This window comes from Arthrobacter sp. MYb221 (genome assembly GCF_002979835.1).
In the GTDB taxonomy this organism is placed as follows: Bacteria; Actinomycetota; Actinomycetes; order Actinomycetales; family Micrococcaceae; genus Glutamicibacter.
Genome location: NZ_PCPW01000003.1, coordinates 62,999 through 79,421, shown reverse-complemented (window position 1 = coordinate 79,421; position 16,423 = coordinate 62,999). Strand labels below are relative to the sequence as shown.

At 63.4% G+C, this 16,423-nt stretch carries 13 protein-coding genes; 3 read left to right on the top strand and 10 right to left on the bottom strand.

Features of this window, described 5'->3' with window-relative positions:
- Nucleotides 1-127: 127 nt before the first annotated feature.
- The 7 genes from CQ015_RS04890 to tkt all read right to left on the bottom strand — a co-directional run bounded on the left by CQ015_RS04890 (nt 128) and on the right by tkt (nt 9,178).
- On the bottom strand, nt 128-1,108 hold the full coding sequence (locus CQ015_RS04890) for an FAD-dependent oxidoreductase (RefSeq protein ID WP_105649524.1): 981 nt from the start codon (nt 1,106-1,108) through the stop codon (nt 128-130).
- Between the two features lie 73 nt (nt 1,109-1,181).
- Complete coding sequence (pgl, locus tag CQ015_RS04885) at nt 1,182-1,922, bottom strand: 6-phosphogluconolactonase (protein WP_105649523.1); 741 nt, start codon at nt 1,920-1,922, stop codon at nt 1,182-1,184.
- The gene (locus CQ015_RS04880) at nt 1,912-2,853 is read right to left on the bottom strand and encodes a glucose-6-phosphate dehydrogenase assembly protein OpcA (protein ID WP_105552303.1); all 942 of its coding nucleotides are present in this window, start codon (nt 2,851-2,853) and stop codon (nt 1,912-1,914) included. The genes pgl and CQ015_RS04880 overlap by 11 nt, the downstream gene beginning before the upstream one ends.
- Nucleotides 2,850-4,370, bottom strand: a complete 1,521-nt coding sequence (zwf, locus tag CQ015_RS04875; RefSeq protein WP_105552302.1) for a glucose-6-phosphate dehydrogenase — start codon at nt 4,368-4,370, stop codon at nt 2,850-2,852. Before zwf ends, CQ015_RS04880 begins: the two co-directional genes overlap by 4 nt.
- Before the next feature lie 9 nt (nt 4,371-4,379).
- Nucleotides 4,380-5,954 carry a glucose-6-phosphate isomerase gene (locus tag CQ015_RS04870; RefSeq protein WP_105649522.1) on the bottom strand — a complete coding sequence of 525 codons (1,575 nt, stop codon included), beginning with the start codon at nt 5,952-5,954 and terminating at the stop codon, nt 4,380-4,382.
- A complete protein-coding gene (gene tal, locus CQ015_RS04865) occupies nt 5,955-7,058 on the bottom strand; it encodes a transaldolase (protein WP_105568936.1) in 1,104 nt (367 codons plus the stop codon). It lies immediately after the preceding gene.
- Nucleotides 7,059-7,075: 17 nt separating this feature from the next.
- Nucleotides 7,076-9,178, bottom strand: a complete 2,103-nt coding sequence (gene tkt, locus CQ015_RS04860; protein ID WP_105649521.1) for a transketolase — start codon at nt 9,176-9,178, stop codon at nt 7,076-7,078.
- 700 nt (nt 9,179-9,878) lie between these two features.
- Between tkt and CQ015_RS04855 the strand changes: the two genes are divergently transcribed.
- Nucleotides 9,879-10,856 carry a heme o synthase gene (locus CQ015_RS04855; RefSeq protein WP_105649520.1) on the top strand — a complete coding sequence of 326 codons (978 nt, stop codon included), beginning with the start codon at nt 9,879-9,881 and terminating at the stop codon, nt 10,854-10,856.
- A gap of 385 nt (nt 10,857-11,241) precedes the next feature.
- Here the strand turns inward: CQ015_RS04855 and CQ015_RS04850 are convergent, their stop codons facing one another.
- From CQ015_RS04850 to CQ015_RS04840, 3 genes are read right to left on the bottom strand one after another with little or no spacing between them, the layout of a single operon-like run.
- Nucleotides 11,242-12,249, bottom strand: a complete 1,008-nt coding sequence (locus CQ015_RS04850; RefSeq protein WP_105649519.1) for a heme A synthase — start codon at nt 12,247-12,249, stop codon at nt 11,242-11,244.
- Between the two features lie 27 nt (nt 12,250-12,276).
- Nucleotides 12,277-13,038, bottom strand: coding sequence for an ABC transporter permease (locus CQ015_RS04845; protein ID WP_105568939.1), 762 nt, complete (start codon nt 13,036-13,038; stop codon nt 12,277-12,279).
- Nucleotides 13,035-13,991 (bottom strand): ABC transporter ATP-binding protein, encoded by a 957-nt coding sequence (locus tag CQ015_RS04840; protein WP_105568940.1) that lies wholly within the window; start codon nt 13,989-13,991, stop codon nt 13,035-13,037. Before CQ015_RS04840 ends, CQ015_RS04845 begins: the two co-directional genes overlap by 4 nt.
- A 188-nt stretch (nt 13,992-14,179) precedes the next feature.
- Between CQ015_RS04840 and CQ015_RS04835 the strand changes: the two genes are divergently transcribed.
- Nucleotides 14,180-14,965 (top strand): metalloregulator ArsR/SmtB family transcription factor, encoded by a 786-nt coding sequence (locus CQ015_RS04835; RefSeq protein ID WP_105552295.1) that lies wholly within the window; start codon nt 14,180-14,182, stop codon nt 14,963-14,965.
- Nucleotides 14,962-16,422 carry a Fe-S cluster assembly protein SufB gene (gene sufB, locus CQ015_RS04830; protein WP_105552294.1) on the top strand — a complete coding sequence of 487 codons (1,461 nt, stop codon included), beginning with the start codon at nt 14,962-14,964 and terminating at the stop codon, nt 16,420-16,422. The genes CQ015_RS04835 and sufB overlap by 4 nt, the downstream gene beginning before the upstream one ends.
- Nucleotide 16,423 lies beyond the last annotated feature (1 nt).

The following is a 16,423-nucleotide window of genomic DNA, read 5'->3' as shown; positions in this document are numbered from 1 at the left end:
TCCGTGATATGCATCTCATCGAATCGGGCCGCCCGGTGCGTCGACGATTGGGATTAAAGCGTTGATCCCCGAAGTCAAACCGCATAATCGGGATTTGCCTTCGAGGATCTTCGGGGAACGCGAGCGGCTAGTGGCTTTCGCCGACCAGCTCGACGACGCGCTGCGCGGTGCCCCACGACAGGGTGACTCCCGCGCCGCCATGGCCGTAGGCGGCGATGACCGGAATCCGGTGTCCCGCAACGCGTTCGAGGCGGATGGCATCGCGCGCCGGGCGAAGTCCCACCTTGTGCTCCAGGACCTCCAGCCCTTCGAGTTCTGGCACCAGCTCGGTGGCGCGGCGCAGAATTGCCGCCGCGGTCTCCGGCTCGACGTCGCGGTTCCAATCATTGACCGTGTCGGTGCCGCCGACAATGATGTCCTCGCGCCGGGGAATGATGTAGCTGACCCCGCCGGGGTAGTCGTCGTCGCACAGCCAGTCGGTGAGCTTTTTCGTGTTGGCCAGGCGTACCACCTGGCCGCGGATCGGGTAGACGGACTCATCATCGCCCAATAGCTGTCCGCCGCGCAGCCCGCCGGCGATGACCGCAAGATCTGCGCTGCCATTAAGCTCGGTTAGTTCCTTGACCGTAGCGTGGATGAAAACCACCCCGAGCGCTTCGACCTCAGTGCGCAGCCACGATAGGTAGGTGGTCATGGTGATGATCGGGAGGCGCGCGTAGACTCCGGGGTGGGCACCTTCGGGCAGCTCTGCCTTTGGCGCTTCGATTGTCTTCGCAACGATTCTGGTCCAGGAGCGGTCGGCCCCGGGCAGGTGATCCACGTTTAGACCCGAACGCAGGTCCACTCCGGTTTCGGGGATGGACGCCAGTTCTTCGAACCGCGCCAGCGAGCGTGCCAGCAGCAGATCCGCGGCGGGGGAGTTCTCCGAGTGGTAGGGGAACCAGATGGCGGCGGCCACGGCGGAGACGGTCTGCCACGGTTCTTGATCCGAGATGACGGTGACGCGGTGGCCGGCGCGGGCCAGCTCGTGGGCGGTGGACAGCCCGATCACTCCGGCGCCGATCACCGTGATGCGCTGAGCCTCTGCCGGCTGTTGCTGCGCGGTCATGTCTAGGGTCCTTTCAAATCACCAAGACCGGTGCCGCCCATTGCTTTGGGGCGGCACCGGTCTGCGGTGATGCTTAGAGCAGCGTCGCGGCGCTGCGGTCGATCAGCCAGCGGGTAGCCTCGGTGCCTTGCACGGCGCTTGCCGGCACCTTGGCCTCGTTGACCTCGTGCTGTGCGGCGGCCAAGGCTGGCGCCTTCTCCGCGCCGGAGACCAGCAACCAGACCTCGCGGGCCGTGTTGATGGTGCTCATGGTCAGCGACACCCGGTGCGGTGGCGGCTTGGGGGAGTCGTGCACCGCGATCGCCCCGAGCTCGGTGGAGCGCGTGTGGTCCGGGAACAGCGAGGCCACGTGCGAATCCGGGCCCATGCCGAGCATCAGCACGTCGAAGACCGGGTTCGCCGCGCCGTCGCCGGCCTCCTCGGCGAGCAGCCGCGTGTAGGCGGCAGCCGCGTCCTCGGCGCTGGCGTAGGCGTCGCTGTCACCCATCGCGTGGACGGTGCCACGGTCAAGGCCCAGCTCGTCCAGGGCGGCGAACAGCGGTTCGGCCTGCACCGCGTTGCGCTCGGTGCTGCCGGCGGCGACGAAGCGCTCATCTCCCCACCAGAAGTGCACCTGGGACCAATTCACCGAAGCCTTCGCCGGGTTCTGCGCCACGGCAACCAGCGCCGCGATGCCCAGCGTGCCGCCGGTAACCACCACATGGGCGACCCCGCGGGCGGCGATCGCATCGGCGATGGAGGTGATCAGCCGGGCTGCGACCCCGTGCGCGGTGGCGGCGGTGTCTTCATGGATGACAATCTGTCTAGCGATCACTGGGAATGATGCTCCTTAGGTTGGTCAGGTTCAGCCCGCGGGTGATGACCTCGCCGAAGACATCGTCCGCGTCCAGGCGGCGCATCTCCTCGGCCAGGCATTCGGCCACCGAGCGGCGCGGCAGCGAGATGCGCTGCGGCGCGCTGCCGGGCAGGTAGAGGTGGGCCACGGCTCCGGAGGGACGGGAAAGCTCCACGTCGCCATCCTCACGAGCCAGACGCACGCTGGAGAGCCCGCCGGTGGACTTATCCGCCGCGATGGTCACCGGGACGTCCAGGCGCATGGTCAGCCAGGCCGCCAGCAGCGAGGTGGACGGAGAGTTCTCCGAACCCTTCACGGTGATGCCGCTCAAGCCCTCGGTACCGATCAAATCGATAATGCTCGCCAGCTGGGCGCGCCAGAGGGTGATGCGGGTCCACGCCAGGTCGGTGTCCCCGGCGCGGTAGGTGCTCGCGCGCTGGAAGAGCGCCTCGGTAGGATCCTTGGTCTCGTTCGAGTCGGTGATCCGCCGGTGCGCCAGCTTGCCCAGCGCGGTGTTGTACGGGTCGGCCGGGACCCCGTGCGGCCACCAGGCCACGATCGGCGCGTCGGGCAGCAGCAGCGCGGAGATCAGCGCCTCGTCGGCGGCCATATCCGGGCCATGCGTGCGCATCACGATGACCTCGGAGGCGCCGGCGTCACCGCCGACGCGGATCTGCACGTCGAGCCGGTTCTCGCCCTTCTCCGAGCCGCGCACCACCACGATGATGCGGCAGGGGTGTTCGCGGCTGGCCAGGTTGGCCGCCTCGATGGCGTTCTCCGCGAACCCCTCGCGGGTGATGACCACCAGGGTCAGCACCCGGGACAGGGCCACCACCCCGTGGGTGCGGCGCGAGGAGAGCAGCTTCTTGGCCACCTTCGAGGTGGTCGTGTTGGGAAGATCGATCATCATGGGCGTCGCCACGTCCTTCCGTCTTTGGCCATCAGCTCATCGCCGCTGGCCGGGCCCCAGGAGCCGGGCAGGTAGGGGTCTGGCTGTTCGGGCTGTGCGGCCCAGTAATCCTCGAACGGGTCGAGGATGCGCCAGGACTGTTCGACCTCTTCGTGGCGCGGGAACAACGGCGGTTCGCCGAGCAGCACGTCGAGGATCAGGCGTTCGTAGGCCTCCGGGGAGGACTCGGTGAACGCGTTGCCGTAGCCGAAGTCCATGGTCACGTCGCGGATCTCCATCTGGGTGCCGGGCACCTTGGAGGAGAAGCGGATGGTCGCGCCCTCATCGGGCTGCACGCGGATCACGAAGGCGTTCTGCCCGAACTCGTCATCCGCGTGGTCGGTGAACAGCAGGTTCGGTGCGCGCTTGAAGACCACCGCGATCTCGGTGACGCGGCGGCCCAGGCGCTTGCCGGCGCGCAGGTAGAAGGGCACCCCGTCCCAGCGGCGGGTGTTGATGTTCAGCCGCACCGCCGCGTAGGTTTCGGTTTTGGACTTCGGGTTGAAGCCCTCCTCGTCGAGGAAGCCGACCACCTCTTCGCCGCCCTGCCACCCGGAGGTGTACTGTCCGCGGGCGCTGGCGGCCCCCAGATCCTCGGGCAGCTGCACCGCGGTGAGCACCTTTTCCTTCTCGGCGCGCAGGTGATCTGCGTCGAAGGAGATGGGTTCTTCCATGGCGGTCAGCGCGAGGAGCTGCAGCAGGTGGTTCTGGATGACGTCGCGGGCCGCGCCCACCCCGTCGTAGTAGCTGGCGCGCCCGCCGATGCCGATATCCTCGGCCATGGTGATCTGCACGTGGTCCACGTACTTGTTGTTCCACAATGGCTCGAACATCTGGTTGCCGAAACGCAGCGCCAGCAGGTTCTGCACGGTTTCCTTGCCCAGATAGTGGTCGATGCGGAAGACCGCGTCCGGCGGGAAGACCGACTCGACGATCTCGTTGAGCTCGCGGGCGCTTTCCAGGTCGTGGCCGAAGGGCTTCTCGATGACCACACGCTCCCAGCCGGGATTCTCGTCCTTGGCGAGCTTGTGCTCGGAGAGCTTCTGGCAGACCACGTCGAACCAGCTCGGCGGGATGGACAGGTAGAAGGCGTGGTTGCGTCCGGTGGAGCGCGAATCGGCCAGCTCGTCCAGGGTGGCGGAGAGCTGCTGATAGGCGTTGTCGTCGTCGAAGGCCCCGGAGATGAAACGCATTCCGGAGGCCAGCTGGTCGAACACCGTCTCGTTGAACGGGGTGCGCGCGCTGGCCAGGATCCATTCGCGGGCCTGGTTGGCGAAGTCCTCGGCGGACCAGTCGCGGCGGCCGAAGCCGACGATAGCGAAGTTCGGGGGTAGCAGGCCGCGGTTGGCCAGGTCATAGACCGCGGGCATCAGTTTTTTGCGGGCCAGGTCGCCGGTGATTCCGAAGAACACCAGCGCGCCCGGACCGGCGATGCGGTTAAGCCGCCGGTCGCGGGCGTCGCGAAGTGGATTGCTCATATTGTGTTGTTAGCTCGCAGCCTCAAGCAGCGCCGCGATACCCGCGGCGCGATCGGTTAGATTCACGCGCAGCACCGGACGGCCGTGTTCGGCGTCCGCGAGCACCGCGCCGTCGCCGGTAGCCTGGGCGGTGATCAAACCGCCGAAGCTGTAGGCGCGGCCCGGGATCTCCAGGTCCTGCTCGTGGTTCGCGGTGACCTGCAGGAAGACCCCCTGGCGGGGGCCGCCCTTGTGGTACTGGCCGGTGGAGTGCAAGAAGCGTGGTCCCCAGCCGAAGGTCACCGGGCGTCCGGTGCGTTCGGCCAGCAGGTCGCGCAGCGCCTCCAGCTCCTTGTCGCCGTGGCGGTTCAGGTAGGCGTGGATGGACAGGTAGCCATCCTCGCCCAGCTGTGCGGTCAGCGCATCGAGCGCGCCGGCCAGGTCCGCGGCCTGCGTGCCGAACAGCTCGACGCTGCCGTCCACCGCATCCGGGGATCCGGCGGCCGGCGCGTCGAGCAGCGAGCGCGCGGCAATCTTGGCGGCCTCGACATCCGGCTGGTCAAACGGGTTGATGCCCAACAGGTAGCCGGCCACGGCGGTTGCGTACTCGAAGATCATGAACGAGGTGCCCAGCGGTGCACTGAGGTGGATCGCGGTGGCCTCCTCATCGATTTCCGCGGGCAGCTGCTCGTGCAGGTAGAGCGGCAGCACGTCGGCGGCCACCTGCTCCAGCTCGGGCGCGTCCGCGTGGGCCACCACGGGGAGCACTCCCTTGCCGAGCTTGCCGGTGGATTCGGCGATGAGCTGTTCGGCCCAGTCCCCGAAGCCCGGCAGGGCGTCGCCGATTTCCGCGATAACCAGCTTGTCGCGGCCGGCGGTAACCAGCGCGGCGCCTAGGTGCAAGGCAATGTTGTCTTCGTCGTCGCCGCTGAGCAGGTCCGAGATCAACCCGGCCTCTTCGATCAGCGCTTCGATATCGGCCCCGGCAAGTCCCGAAGGCACCAGCCCGAAGGCGGTCAGCGCCGAGTAGCGCCCGCCCACATTCGGGTCGGCGTTGAAGACCGCGCGCACGCCTTCCGGATTGTCCATCGGCGAACCCGGATCGGTGACGAGCACCAGTCGGGTAGCCGGATCGATGCCGGCGGCCTCGAAGGCCGCGGTGAAGGCGCGTCGCTGCGAATCGGTTTCCACGGTGGACCCCGATTTGGAGGCGACGACCACGACGGTGCACTCCAGCTCGGTGTTCACGATCTCGGAAACCATCTGCGGGTCGGTGGTATCGCAGATGACCAGGTCGACCTCGTCATGCGCGGTGATCACCTCGGGTGCCAGCGAGGAGCCGCCCATGCCGCACAGGGCGATCCGGGTCAGGCCCTCGGCCAGCAGCTGCTCGCGCAGCTCAAGGATCTGCGGAAGCAGCTTCGCGGCGGCTTCGAAGGGCTGAGCCCAGCCCAGGCGCATGGCGGACTCGGCTTCGGCCTCGGCGCCCCACACGGTGGGGTCCTGGCCGGCGATGCGGCTGCCGATCTTGGCCTCGATGAGCTGCGGAAGCAGCCGGTCGACCGAGGCGAGGGCCGCGCCGGAAGTAACTAAGCCCAACTCCATCTACTTGGCCTCTTTCAAAGCCACAGACATGTCCTCGAGCAGTTCGTTCCAGGCGACGTCGAACTTCTGAACGCCTTCGACCTCGAGCAGCGACACAACCTCGTTGTAGTCCACGCCCTGGGCCGCCAGCGCGTCGAGCACGCCGTTGGCCTGGGCGTAGCTGCCGGAAACCACGTTTCCGCGGATCTCCGCCTCCGCGGCGGTAGCCTCCAGGGTCTTTTCCGGCATGGTATTCACGGTCTGCGGTGCCACCAGTTCGGTGACGTACAGGGTGGATGGGTAGGCAGGATCCTTCACGCCGGTCGAAGCCCACAGCGGACGCTGCACATTGGCCCCGGAGGCTGCCAGCGCTTCGTAGCGTGCCGAGGCGAAGGTCTCCTCGAAGACCTGGTAGGCCAGGCGGGCGTTGGCCACACCGGCCTGGCCGCGCAGGGCCAGTGCCGCCTCGGTGTCGATGGCGTTCAGGCGCTTGTCGATTTCCGAGTCCACGCGGGAAACGAAGAAGGAGGCGACCGAGTGGATCTTGGACAGGTCCAAGCCCTTGGCCTTGGCCTTCTCCAAGCCGATCAGATACGCGTTGATGACCTCGCGGTAGCGTTCCAGCGAGAAGATCAGGGTGACGTTGACGCTGATGCCCGCCGCGATGGTTTCGGTGATGGCCTCCAGGCCGGCCAGCGTGGCGGGGATCTTGATGAGCACGTTTTCGCGGGCTACACGTTCGTGCAGGGCCTTGGCCTGGACGATGGTCTGCGCGGTGTCGTGGGCCAGACGCGGGTCGACCTCGATGGACACCCGGCCGTCGAAGCCGTTGCTGGAGTCGTAGATCGGGCGGAACAGGTCGCAGGCGGCGGCAACGTCGTCGCTGGTGATCTCGGTGATCGCGTCTTCGACCGACTTGTGGCGCTGCTCGGCGATGGCCTCGCCGTAGACCGCTGCGTTGGTCAGTGCCGCGGCGAAGATCGACGGGTTGGTGGTCACGCCGACGACGTTCTGCTCTTCGATGAGCTTGGCCAGCGAACCGCTGGTCAAACGCTCGCGGGAAAGGTCGTCCAGCCAGATCGAAACGCCGGCGTCGGACAGGGCCTGGGTATTTGGGTTACTCATAATGTGTGCCAGTTCCTTTACTTAACAACTTTTTCGGCGGCTGCGACAACTGCATCGGTGGTGATCCCGAATTCGCTGTAGAGCTTCTTGTAGTCTGCGGATGCACCGAAGTGATCCAGGGAGATGATTTCGCCCGCGGCGCCGACCAGCTCGCGCCAGCCCTGGGCTACGCCGGCTTCCACCGAAACGCGGGCGGTGATGGCCGCCGGGAGCACCTCTTCGCGGTAGGCGGCGTCCTGCTTGGCGAACCATTCGAAGCTCGGCAGCGAGACGACGCGGGCGGCGATGTTCTTCGCGGCCAGTGCCTCGCGGGCCTCGACGGCCAGCTCGACCTCGGAGCCGGTGGCCAGCAAGATGACATCCGGGGTGGTCTCGGCGCCCTCGCGGACTGCCTCGGCCAGGATGTAGCCACCCTTCAGGGTGCCTTCGGCGCCGCGGAAGCCTGGTGCCGAACGGTCATAGATCGGCAGGTTCTGCCGGGAGAGCACGATACCCGATGGGGTGTCGGTCAGTTCCAGCATGCCGCGCCATGCGTAGGCGACCTCGTTGGCGTCTGCCGGGCGGACGACGTCGAAGTTCGGGATGATGCGCAAGGAGGCGAGCTGCTCCACCGGCTGGTGGGTCGGGCCGTCCTCGCCCAGGCCGATCGAGTCGTGGGTCCAGACGAAGATCGATGGGATGCCCATCAAGGCGGCCAGGCGGATGGCCGGACGCTGGTAGTCCGAGAAGATCAGGAAGGTTCCGGAGAACGCGCGGGTCGGGGAGGAGAGCACGATGCCGTTCACGATCGACGCGGCGGCGTGCTCGCGGATGCCGAAGTGCAGGACGCGGCCGTAAGGGCTGGCATCCCAGGAATCGGTGGAGCGGCGCTCGGGTGCGAAGGACTTCGCGGTGGCGATGGTGGTGTTGTTCGAACCGGCGAGGTCCGCGGAGCCGCCCCACAGTTCGGGCAGCTCATCGGCGATCGCGTTGATGACCTTGCCCGAAGCGGCGCGCGTAGCCATGGTGGAACCCGGTTCGAAGGTCGGGATCTTTTCGGTCCAGCCCTCCGGCAGTTCCCCTGCCTGCAGGCGCTCAAGCAGCGCTGCCTCTTCGGGGTTGGCGCGCTTCCACGCCTCGAACGTCTCGTTCCATGACTCGTGCAGCGCTGCGCCGCGGGTCACTACCTCGCGGGCGTGAGCGAGTACTTCCTCATCGATGTGGAAGGACTGCTCCGGGTCGAAGCCCAGAACATTCTTCAGCCCTGCGACTTCTTCGCCGCCGAGCTTCGAACCGTGGATGCCGCCGGTGTTCTGCTTGGTTGGCGAAGGCCAGCCGATGATGGTGCGCAGCGCGATCATCGAGGGACGGGAGGTCTCGGCCTTGGCGGCGCGGATTGCGGCGTCCAGGGCGTGCATGTCTTCGACGTATTCGCCGGTGACGGTCCAGTCCACGCGCTGGGTGTGCCAGCCGTAGGAGTCGTAGCGGCCCAGCACGTCTTCGGTGAACGCAATGTCGGTGTCGTTCTCGATGGAGATCTTGTTGTCATCGTAAATGACGACGAGGTTGCCCAGTTCCTGGTGGCCGGCTAGCGAGGAGGCCTCGGAGGTGACGCCCTCCTGCAGGTCGCCATCGGAGGCGATGACGTACACGGTGTGGTCAAACGGGCTGGTGCCGGCTTCTGCCGCCGGATCCAGCAGGCCGCGCATGCGGCGCTGGGAGTAAGCGAAGCCAACGGCCGAGGCCAGGCCCTGGCCCAAGGGGCCGGTGGTGATCTCCACGCCGGCGGTGTGGCCGTATTCCGGGTGGCCCGGAGTCTTCGCACCCCAGGTGCGCAGCGCTTCGATGTCTTCCATCTCCAGGCCGTAGCCCGAGAGGAAGAGCTGCAGGTAGAGGGTCAGCGAGGTGTGACCGGGGGAGAGCACAAAGCGGTCGCGACCGATCCAGTTCGGATCCTTCGGGTCGTGGCGCAGGTGCTTCTGGAAGATCAGGTACGCAGCCGGAGCCAAGCTCATGGCGGTACCGGGATGGCCGTTGCCAACTTTTTCTACTGCGTCGGCTGCCAAGACACGAGTGGTGTCGATGGCCTTACGATCCAACTCGGTAAGTGAGAACTCTTCTACTAAGGATTCAATCGCCACTGCGGCGTTCCTTCCATTCAGGCTTGGACGGGGTTTATCCCGCTGACACGCAATACGCCGTCGACCCTGCTACCCGTAGTCGAGCTTTTTGGGGTATCAGGTGGCGACGGCGCGATTAGTGTCCACTGTATCGCGAATCGCTCTATGACTGTATGGGTTGAACAAACATGACACGCACATTTTGCATCAATCTTTGACCCATCGAACATTGCCGAGAGCACAACCGGAGGGCGAGCCTCCCGCGGCCCGGGCTGCGGCAATGACCGGGCGAGCTGAATTAGGGACCTTCTGCTGCGCTCCGGCGCGGCGCGAATGCCGCGCCGTGGCCGGGCGGGGGCCGTGGGGAAATGGTTATCGCGCCGAGCGCACTGGACATCCAGGCGAGGTTGCGTTTGAAGCTTGGGAAAACCTTTGGTCAACAACGTTATATTCTTGTTTGTCTTAGAATTACAAACTTTGGAGCTTGTTTTTTCGGGACGGGATGGCGGTGCCGCCGCGCGGCGCGGGTGCCGGCTGGCGGAGGTCGTCCAGCATTGCGAAGCGTGCGCGGCTGCTCCTGGATGATGTCGGAGGGGGTAAAGATGACCGGAATCACGGAGTTGGCCTTGAATACTTACATCAAGCAACTACCGTCTGAGTTCTATTCGTCGTAGAATAAGTGGTGTCTGTCTTGTACCCGTGTAGAACTGAGTGCGTTTAATTGAAGACTCTTAGCGTCGCCGGATCGTTAGTACCGCGCTCATCGCGCCAACCTGACGAAAATGCTGGGGATTTTGCCAAGCGCAAGGCCCGTGCCTATCTGGCGCTCACCAAGCCTCGCGTCGTAGAGCTGCTCCTGGTGAGCACCTTGCCGACAATGATCTTCGCAGAGCGCGGTTTCCCTGCCGTCTGGTTGATGGTTGCTACCATTCTTGGCGGTGCCATGGCCGCCGGCGCGGCAAGCGCATTCAACTGCTACCTCGATCGCGACATGGATAAGTTGATGAAGCGCACCAAGGGGCGGCCTTTGGTTACCGGTGACGTCACCCCGCGCGAGGCCCTGATCTTCTCTTGGGTCTTGGCGATCGCATCGCTCGTAGTCTTCTGGTTCGGCACCAATCCGCTGGCCACGGCCCTGGGACTTGCCGCGATCCTTCTCTACGTAGTTCTCTACACGATGATCCTCAAGCGCCGCACCTCGCAGAACATCGTCTGGGGCGGCATTGCCGGTTGCATGCCGGTCCTTATCGCCTGGGCGGCGGTCACCGAGACCGTGGAATGGCCAGCGATCATCCTATTCCTGGTGATTTTCCTTTGGACCCCGCCGCACTACTGGCCACTGTCCATGAAGTATGCAGATGATTACAACGCCGCCTCGGTGCCGATGCTTGGAGCGATAGCCAACGCCCGCCGTGTTTCGGTGCAGGTAGTTCTCTATGCCTGGGCCACGGTGGTCTGCTCCCTGTTGCTGCTGCCCATGGGATATGCGGGCATCGTCTACACCGCGATTGCCGGCGGGGCAGGCGCATGGTTCGTCTACGAGTCACATGTGCTCTACCGCGAAGCTCAGCGCGATCACAGCCCTGCCGAGATGAATCGCAAGGCCATGAAGGTCTTCCATATTTCGATCACTTACCTATCGATCGTGTTCCTGGCGCTGGCTATTGACCCGTTCGTCGGCAGCCCGCTGTTTGGCTAAGTAATACTCTGAAATCCCCGCTTCCATTGAGTTGGAGGCGGGGATTTTTGTCTCTGCGGACCCGATCCGTATGTCGTCGATGCTGCTTCCGGAAATGCTTGGCAGCGGTGGAGCTTCGACGGAGGTATCCCACCGCTCGTGCCCCTGCTATCGCTCTAGCATCCCGTCACTTGGCCGTGGCGGAGGCCATCGTGCTCATTTACGCAGTGACCCACTATTGGTCGCGGGATTCGACGGGGGACTGCTTCTTGCCTTCGGATGCTACGGGCTGCTGCGTTAGGGGCTGTTGGAAAGTTTGCTTCGCAGAGCATGCGCTAGCGAATGAGGGTAGAGAAAAGGCTGGAAACCAGGTGGTTTCCAGCCTTTTGCCATACTGCCTGCGAAGTTAGTGCTGCTCGACGCGGTCGCTCTTCGGCAGCCTGGCCGCACGATCCCAGAGGTTCGTGGAGGCGACCATCAGCAGGCTCGCACCGAGCATATGCAGAAGGACCAAGCCGATGGGGAGCCCGGTGAAATGCTGGATGTAACCGAGGGCCGCCTGCAGGGCAATGACGAGGACTAACCACCAGCTGGCCGCACGGAGCTTGGCGTTGCCTCCGGTGCGGTAGGCCAGCACCAGGACGATCACCGTGGCAAGGACGAGCAAGTACACCGGGGCCGTGTGCATGCGCGTGACCAGCAGGGGATCGAAGAGGTGCCGGGGAGCGGTGGCGTCGCCGGCGTGCGGGCCGGTTCCGGTCACGATCGTCCCCATGATGACGGCAAGCATCGACAGGACCCAAGCGGCCGTCGCGAATTGCCCAATGGTCTTCGTCGTTGGCGGGGTGATGTCATGCTTCAGCTCGCGGCGGGTTCGGTTGACCAAGATCGTCGCCAGGCAAACCAGCGTGCCCGAAAGTATGAAGTGCAGAGAAACAACCCAGGGGTTCAGATCCGTCCAGACGGTAATGCCGCCGATCACGCCTTGAGCCGGAATGCCCGCCAGCAGCACCACTGCGAGCTTGAAGATCGAAGGGTGGCTCTTGCGCATATTCCAGATTGAAATTAAGAAAGCCACGGCAATTGCAAGCAGGACGAAGGTCAGCAGGCGGTTCCCGAACTCGATCAGCCCGTGGTAGCCCATTTCTGGAACCGGGGTCATCGACCCCGGGACGCAGTTGGGCCAGTGCGAGCAGCCGAGGCCGGACTTGGTCAATCGCACCGCACCACCGGTGACGATGATCCCAATCTGCGAAACCAAGGAGGCAATTGCCAGGCCGTGGACGATGCGGGTGACCTTCGGCGGCATAGTGCCTAGCCATGCGACGGCGGCAGCGACAATGATTCCGAAGAGGTCACCGATCTTGGCGAGCAACTTGGAAGCCCAGCTTCGTTTAGCTAGGTCTGAAGACATGGAAATCTCCCCTTCATGGTGTTCTGGTTAGTTCCACTTGAATAGTTTGATGGCGGCAAATGAACCAGCGGCGGCCCAAAGCACCAAGAAGATTACGCTTGCGATGCTGAACCGGCCTTCAATGAGCGCCGAGCGCATGGCGTCGCCGAGTGCGGCAGAGGGCAAGGCGTCCAGGGTCGGCTGGATCCAATGCGGCGCCATGCTCAGCGGGAAGAGCACCCCGCCCACGCCGGCGAGCAGGATCCACGCCAAATTCGTGATTGCCAAGGTGGCTTCGGGGCGAACGGTGCCCGCAATCAACAGCCCCAGGGCGGTGAAGGCGGCTGCTCCGAGAAGCAAGAATAAAATTGCCGGAAGGATTCCAAACAGGTTTGGCTCCCATCCGAGCAGCAAGGCCACAAGGGTGATGAGGACTACCTGGATGGCCAGCACGGTGAGCACCGCGATGACCTTTCCGAAAATCAGGCCGGTCTTTCCCAGGGGAGTCGTGGAGAACATCCGCAGCACGCCATAGCGGCGGTCGAAGCCCGTTCCAATGCCCTGGCCCGTGAAGGCTGTAGAGATCACGCACAAGGCCAGCACGCCCGGGACGGCGGCATCAATGCTGCGCGGGGCAACGCCTTCGAGCAAGTCGGTAAAGGTCAGCCCGAACAAGGCGATGATAGGCAGCACCACCGCGAGCACTAGTTGCTCGCCATTGCTGAGCATCATGATCGTTTCGTATTTGCCCTGGAGCGCGATGCGCTTGGGGGTGGAAACCGCGTTGGATTTGGCAATAGTCTGGCTCATGCGGGTTCCTCCTTTTGCGCGAATTCCAGAAAAACATCTTCGAGGCTACGTGCCTGCAGATTCATATGCTTAGGCAGGATTCCCTCGCGTGCCCACCAGCTGGTGAGCCAGTGCAGATGCTCCGCGGTGCTCACCCCGGTCAAGTGGTACTCGCCGGGAGTGGTTTCGCTCAAGTGCAGGCCTGCGGGGGGTTGCGGGAGCGTGAGGCCAGGTGCCGCGCCAAAACCCACGGGGCGGGTCTCATGCTCGGCGGCGGCCAGCGTCGTCAATTCTGCGACGGTGCCCTGCGCAACGGTGCGGCCCTTGTCGATGATGTACACGTAATCACTCAGGCGTTGCGCGTCATCCATCAGATGGGTGGTGAGCACGATCGCCTTGCCGGCGTCGCGCTGTTCGCTGATCAGATCGAAAACTACTTGACGCGACTGTGGGTCCAGACCCGCGCTTGGCTCGTCCAAGAACAAGACTTCGGGGTCCCCGGCCAGCGCCAGGGCCAAAGCGACGCGTTGCTTTTGGCCGCCTGAAAGCCTGCGGATGGTGCGGCTGCCAAAGGATTCGAGATCTAAACGCACTATCAGCGCATCGATATCTATTGGGTTCTTGTACATGGCCGCGACATGGCGCAGCAACGGAACCGGGCGCATCGAGGGAGGCAGCCCGCCGTCCTGCAGCATTACGCCGACACGCGAGCGGAGGGCCGGATTGTCCCCGTAGGGATCTTGGCCGAGCAATTGCACCGTTCCGCCTACAGGGCGCATAAGCCCCTGGGCGCAGGCGAGGGTCGTTGACTTGCCGGCGCCATTGGAGCCGAGAAGCGTGGTGACCTGCCCGGGGAAAGCTTTGAGGGAGACGGAATCCAGGACCCTGAGCATGCGATTATTCAGCGCAGGAACCGGTCCCAGATCCTTGCTCAGCTCATTGATGATGAGGCTGGGAGTAACTGAAGACACCACAGCATTCTACGTCATGTCGAAGTCAAGGGCTCTGAGTCCTTTGTCACGAAGGCTCGAGTTCGTTTTGCGTGCGGAGGATGATGGTTGTAGCGGAAGAGAAAATCCGCGAGATTTCCAAGGTGACAAGCTCTACCTTAGTAAGTCCTTCCTTACTAGACGTAGGCTAAAAATATAGGCATGCTTGTGTTGTGTATTCATCTAATTCAGACACAGCTAGTACCACAACTGGCACTACGGTTGACGCGGTTGGGGATACTGAGGAGCGCACGCGAGACCGAGTTCTGAACGCAGTCCTTGAAGATGGACCGGTCAGTGCAGCCGAGCTTGGCACCAAGCTCGGGTTCACGCCCGCGGCGGTTCGGCGTCACCTCGATGCCTTGTCCAAATCCGGACTGGTAGAGGTGAAGCTGGTAGCCAACCAGAAGTCGGGCGCAGGCCGTCCGTCCCGTCGGTACGTACTTTCGCACCGGGGACAGACAAAACTGGGCAATGACTACCTGGATATCGCCACCCAGGCACTTAAGGTGTTGGGGGATGCGGCGGGAGAAGATGCGATTCGCAAATTCGCCCAGGACCGTTTCGCGACGATGGAAAGCCGCTATGCGAAAGCGTTAGACGGTGTTGAAGGGTTGGAGGAGCGAGCAGCGAAGCTAAGCGAATTACTTAGCTCCGATGGTTTCGTTGGCTACACCCGCAAGGTTGAAGCGAAGGTTTCAACAGCACTAATGCGCAGCGTTCAGCTGTGCCAGGGGCATTGCCCCATACAAGATTTGGCACGCGAGTTTCCGGTGTTTTGCGACATGGAAACTGAAATGTTTGCCCGGCTGGTCGGTGTCGACGTGAGAAGGCTGTCGACGCTAGCCGGCGGCGGACATGTGTGCACGACCCACATCCCTGTGGGTCGCGGAAAGGCGCCAATACGCGCTGAGAAGAGAACTCGAATCAAGTTCACGAAGCAGGAGAGGCCGCGATGACGGATCAGATTGCACAGGAGTCTGCCGACCCAGGTGTAATTTCCGATATTCTGGAGAAGAACCCCGAACTCCACGGAATCGGTAATTACGAATACGGCTGGTCAGACAAGAACGACGCGGGTGCGAATGCACGTCGCGGCGTTGATGCCGATGTTGTAGCTAACATTTCCAACCTCAAGTCAGAACCTGAGTGGATGTTGGAGCTGCGCCAGAAAGGCTTGAAGTACTTCGACCGCAAGCCGATGCCTACCTGGGGTCCAGACCTCTCGGGCATCGACTTCGACAACATCAAGTACTTCGTTCGCTCGACCGAAAAGCAGGCCACCACGTGGGAAGACCTGCCCGAAGACATCAAGAACACCTACGACAAGCTAGGCATTCCAGAGGCTGAAAAGCAGCGTCTGGTTTCCGGCGTAGCTGCTCAGTACGAGTCCGAGGTTGTTTACCACCAGCTGCGTGAAGACCTCGAAGCCCAGGGCGTCATCTTCCTCGACACGGATACCGCGTTGAAGGAACACGAAGACATCTTCAAGGAATACTTCGGCTCGGTCATCCCAGCAGGCGATAACAAGTTCGCTTCGTTGAACACCGCGACCTGGTCCGGTGGCTCCTTCGTCTACGTCCCCAAGGGCGTACACGTGGAGATCCCGCTGCAGGCCTACTTCCGTATCAACACGGAAAACATGGGTCAGTTCGAGCGCACCTTGATCATCGCCGACGAGGACTCCTACGTCCACTACATCGAGGGCTGCACCGCCCCGATCTACCAGTCGGACTCGCTGCACTCGGCGGTCGTGGAAATCATCGTGAAGAAGGGCGCCCGCGTCCGCTACACGACGATCCAGAACTGGTCGAACAACGTGTACAACCTGGTGACCAAGCGTGCCGTCTGCGAAGAGGGCGCCACCATGGAGTGGGTCGATGGCAACATCGGCTCCAAGGTCACCATGAAGTACCCGGCTGTCTACTTGGTTGGCGAGCACGCCAAGGGCGAGACCCTGTCCATCGCCTTCGCCGGCGAAGGCCAGCACCAGGACACCGGTTCGAAGATGGTTCACATCGCTCCGAACACATCCAGCACCATTGTCGCCAAGTCGGTGGCCCGTAACGGTGGCCGCTCCGCTTACCGCGGTCTGGTCCAGGTTCGCGAGGGTGCCAAGGGCACCAAGAACTCGGTCGTGTGTGACGCGCTGCTGGTTGACCAGATTTCGCGTTCGGACACCTACCCATACATCGACGTCCGCGAGGATGACGTGACCATGGGCCACGAGGCAACGGTTTCCCGTGTTTCCGAAGAACAGCTGTTCTACCTGCAGTCCCGCGGCCTGGCCGAGGACGAAGCAATGGCGATGATCGTGCGTGGCTTCGTTGAGCCAATCGCCCGTGAACTTCCAATGGAATACGCGCTGGAACTGAACCGCCTTATTGAACTCCAGATGGAAGGATCGGTCGGCTAAG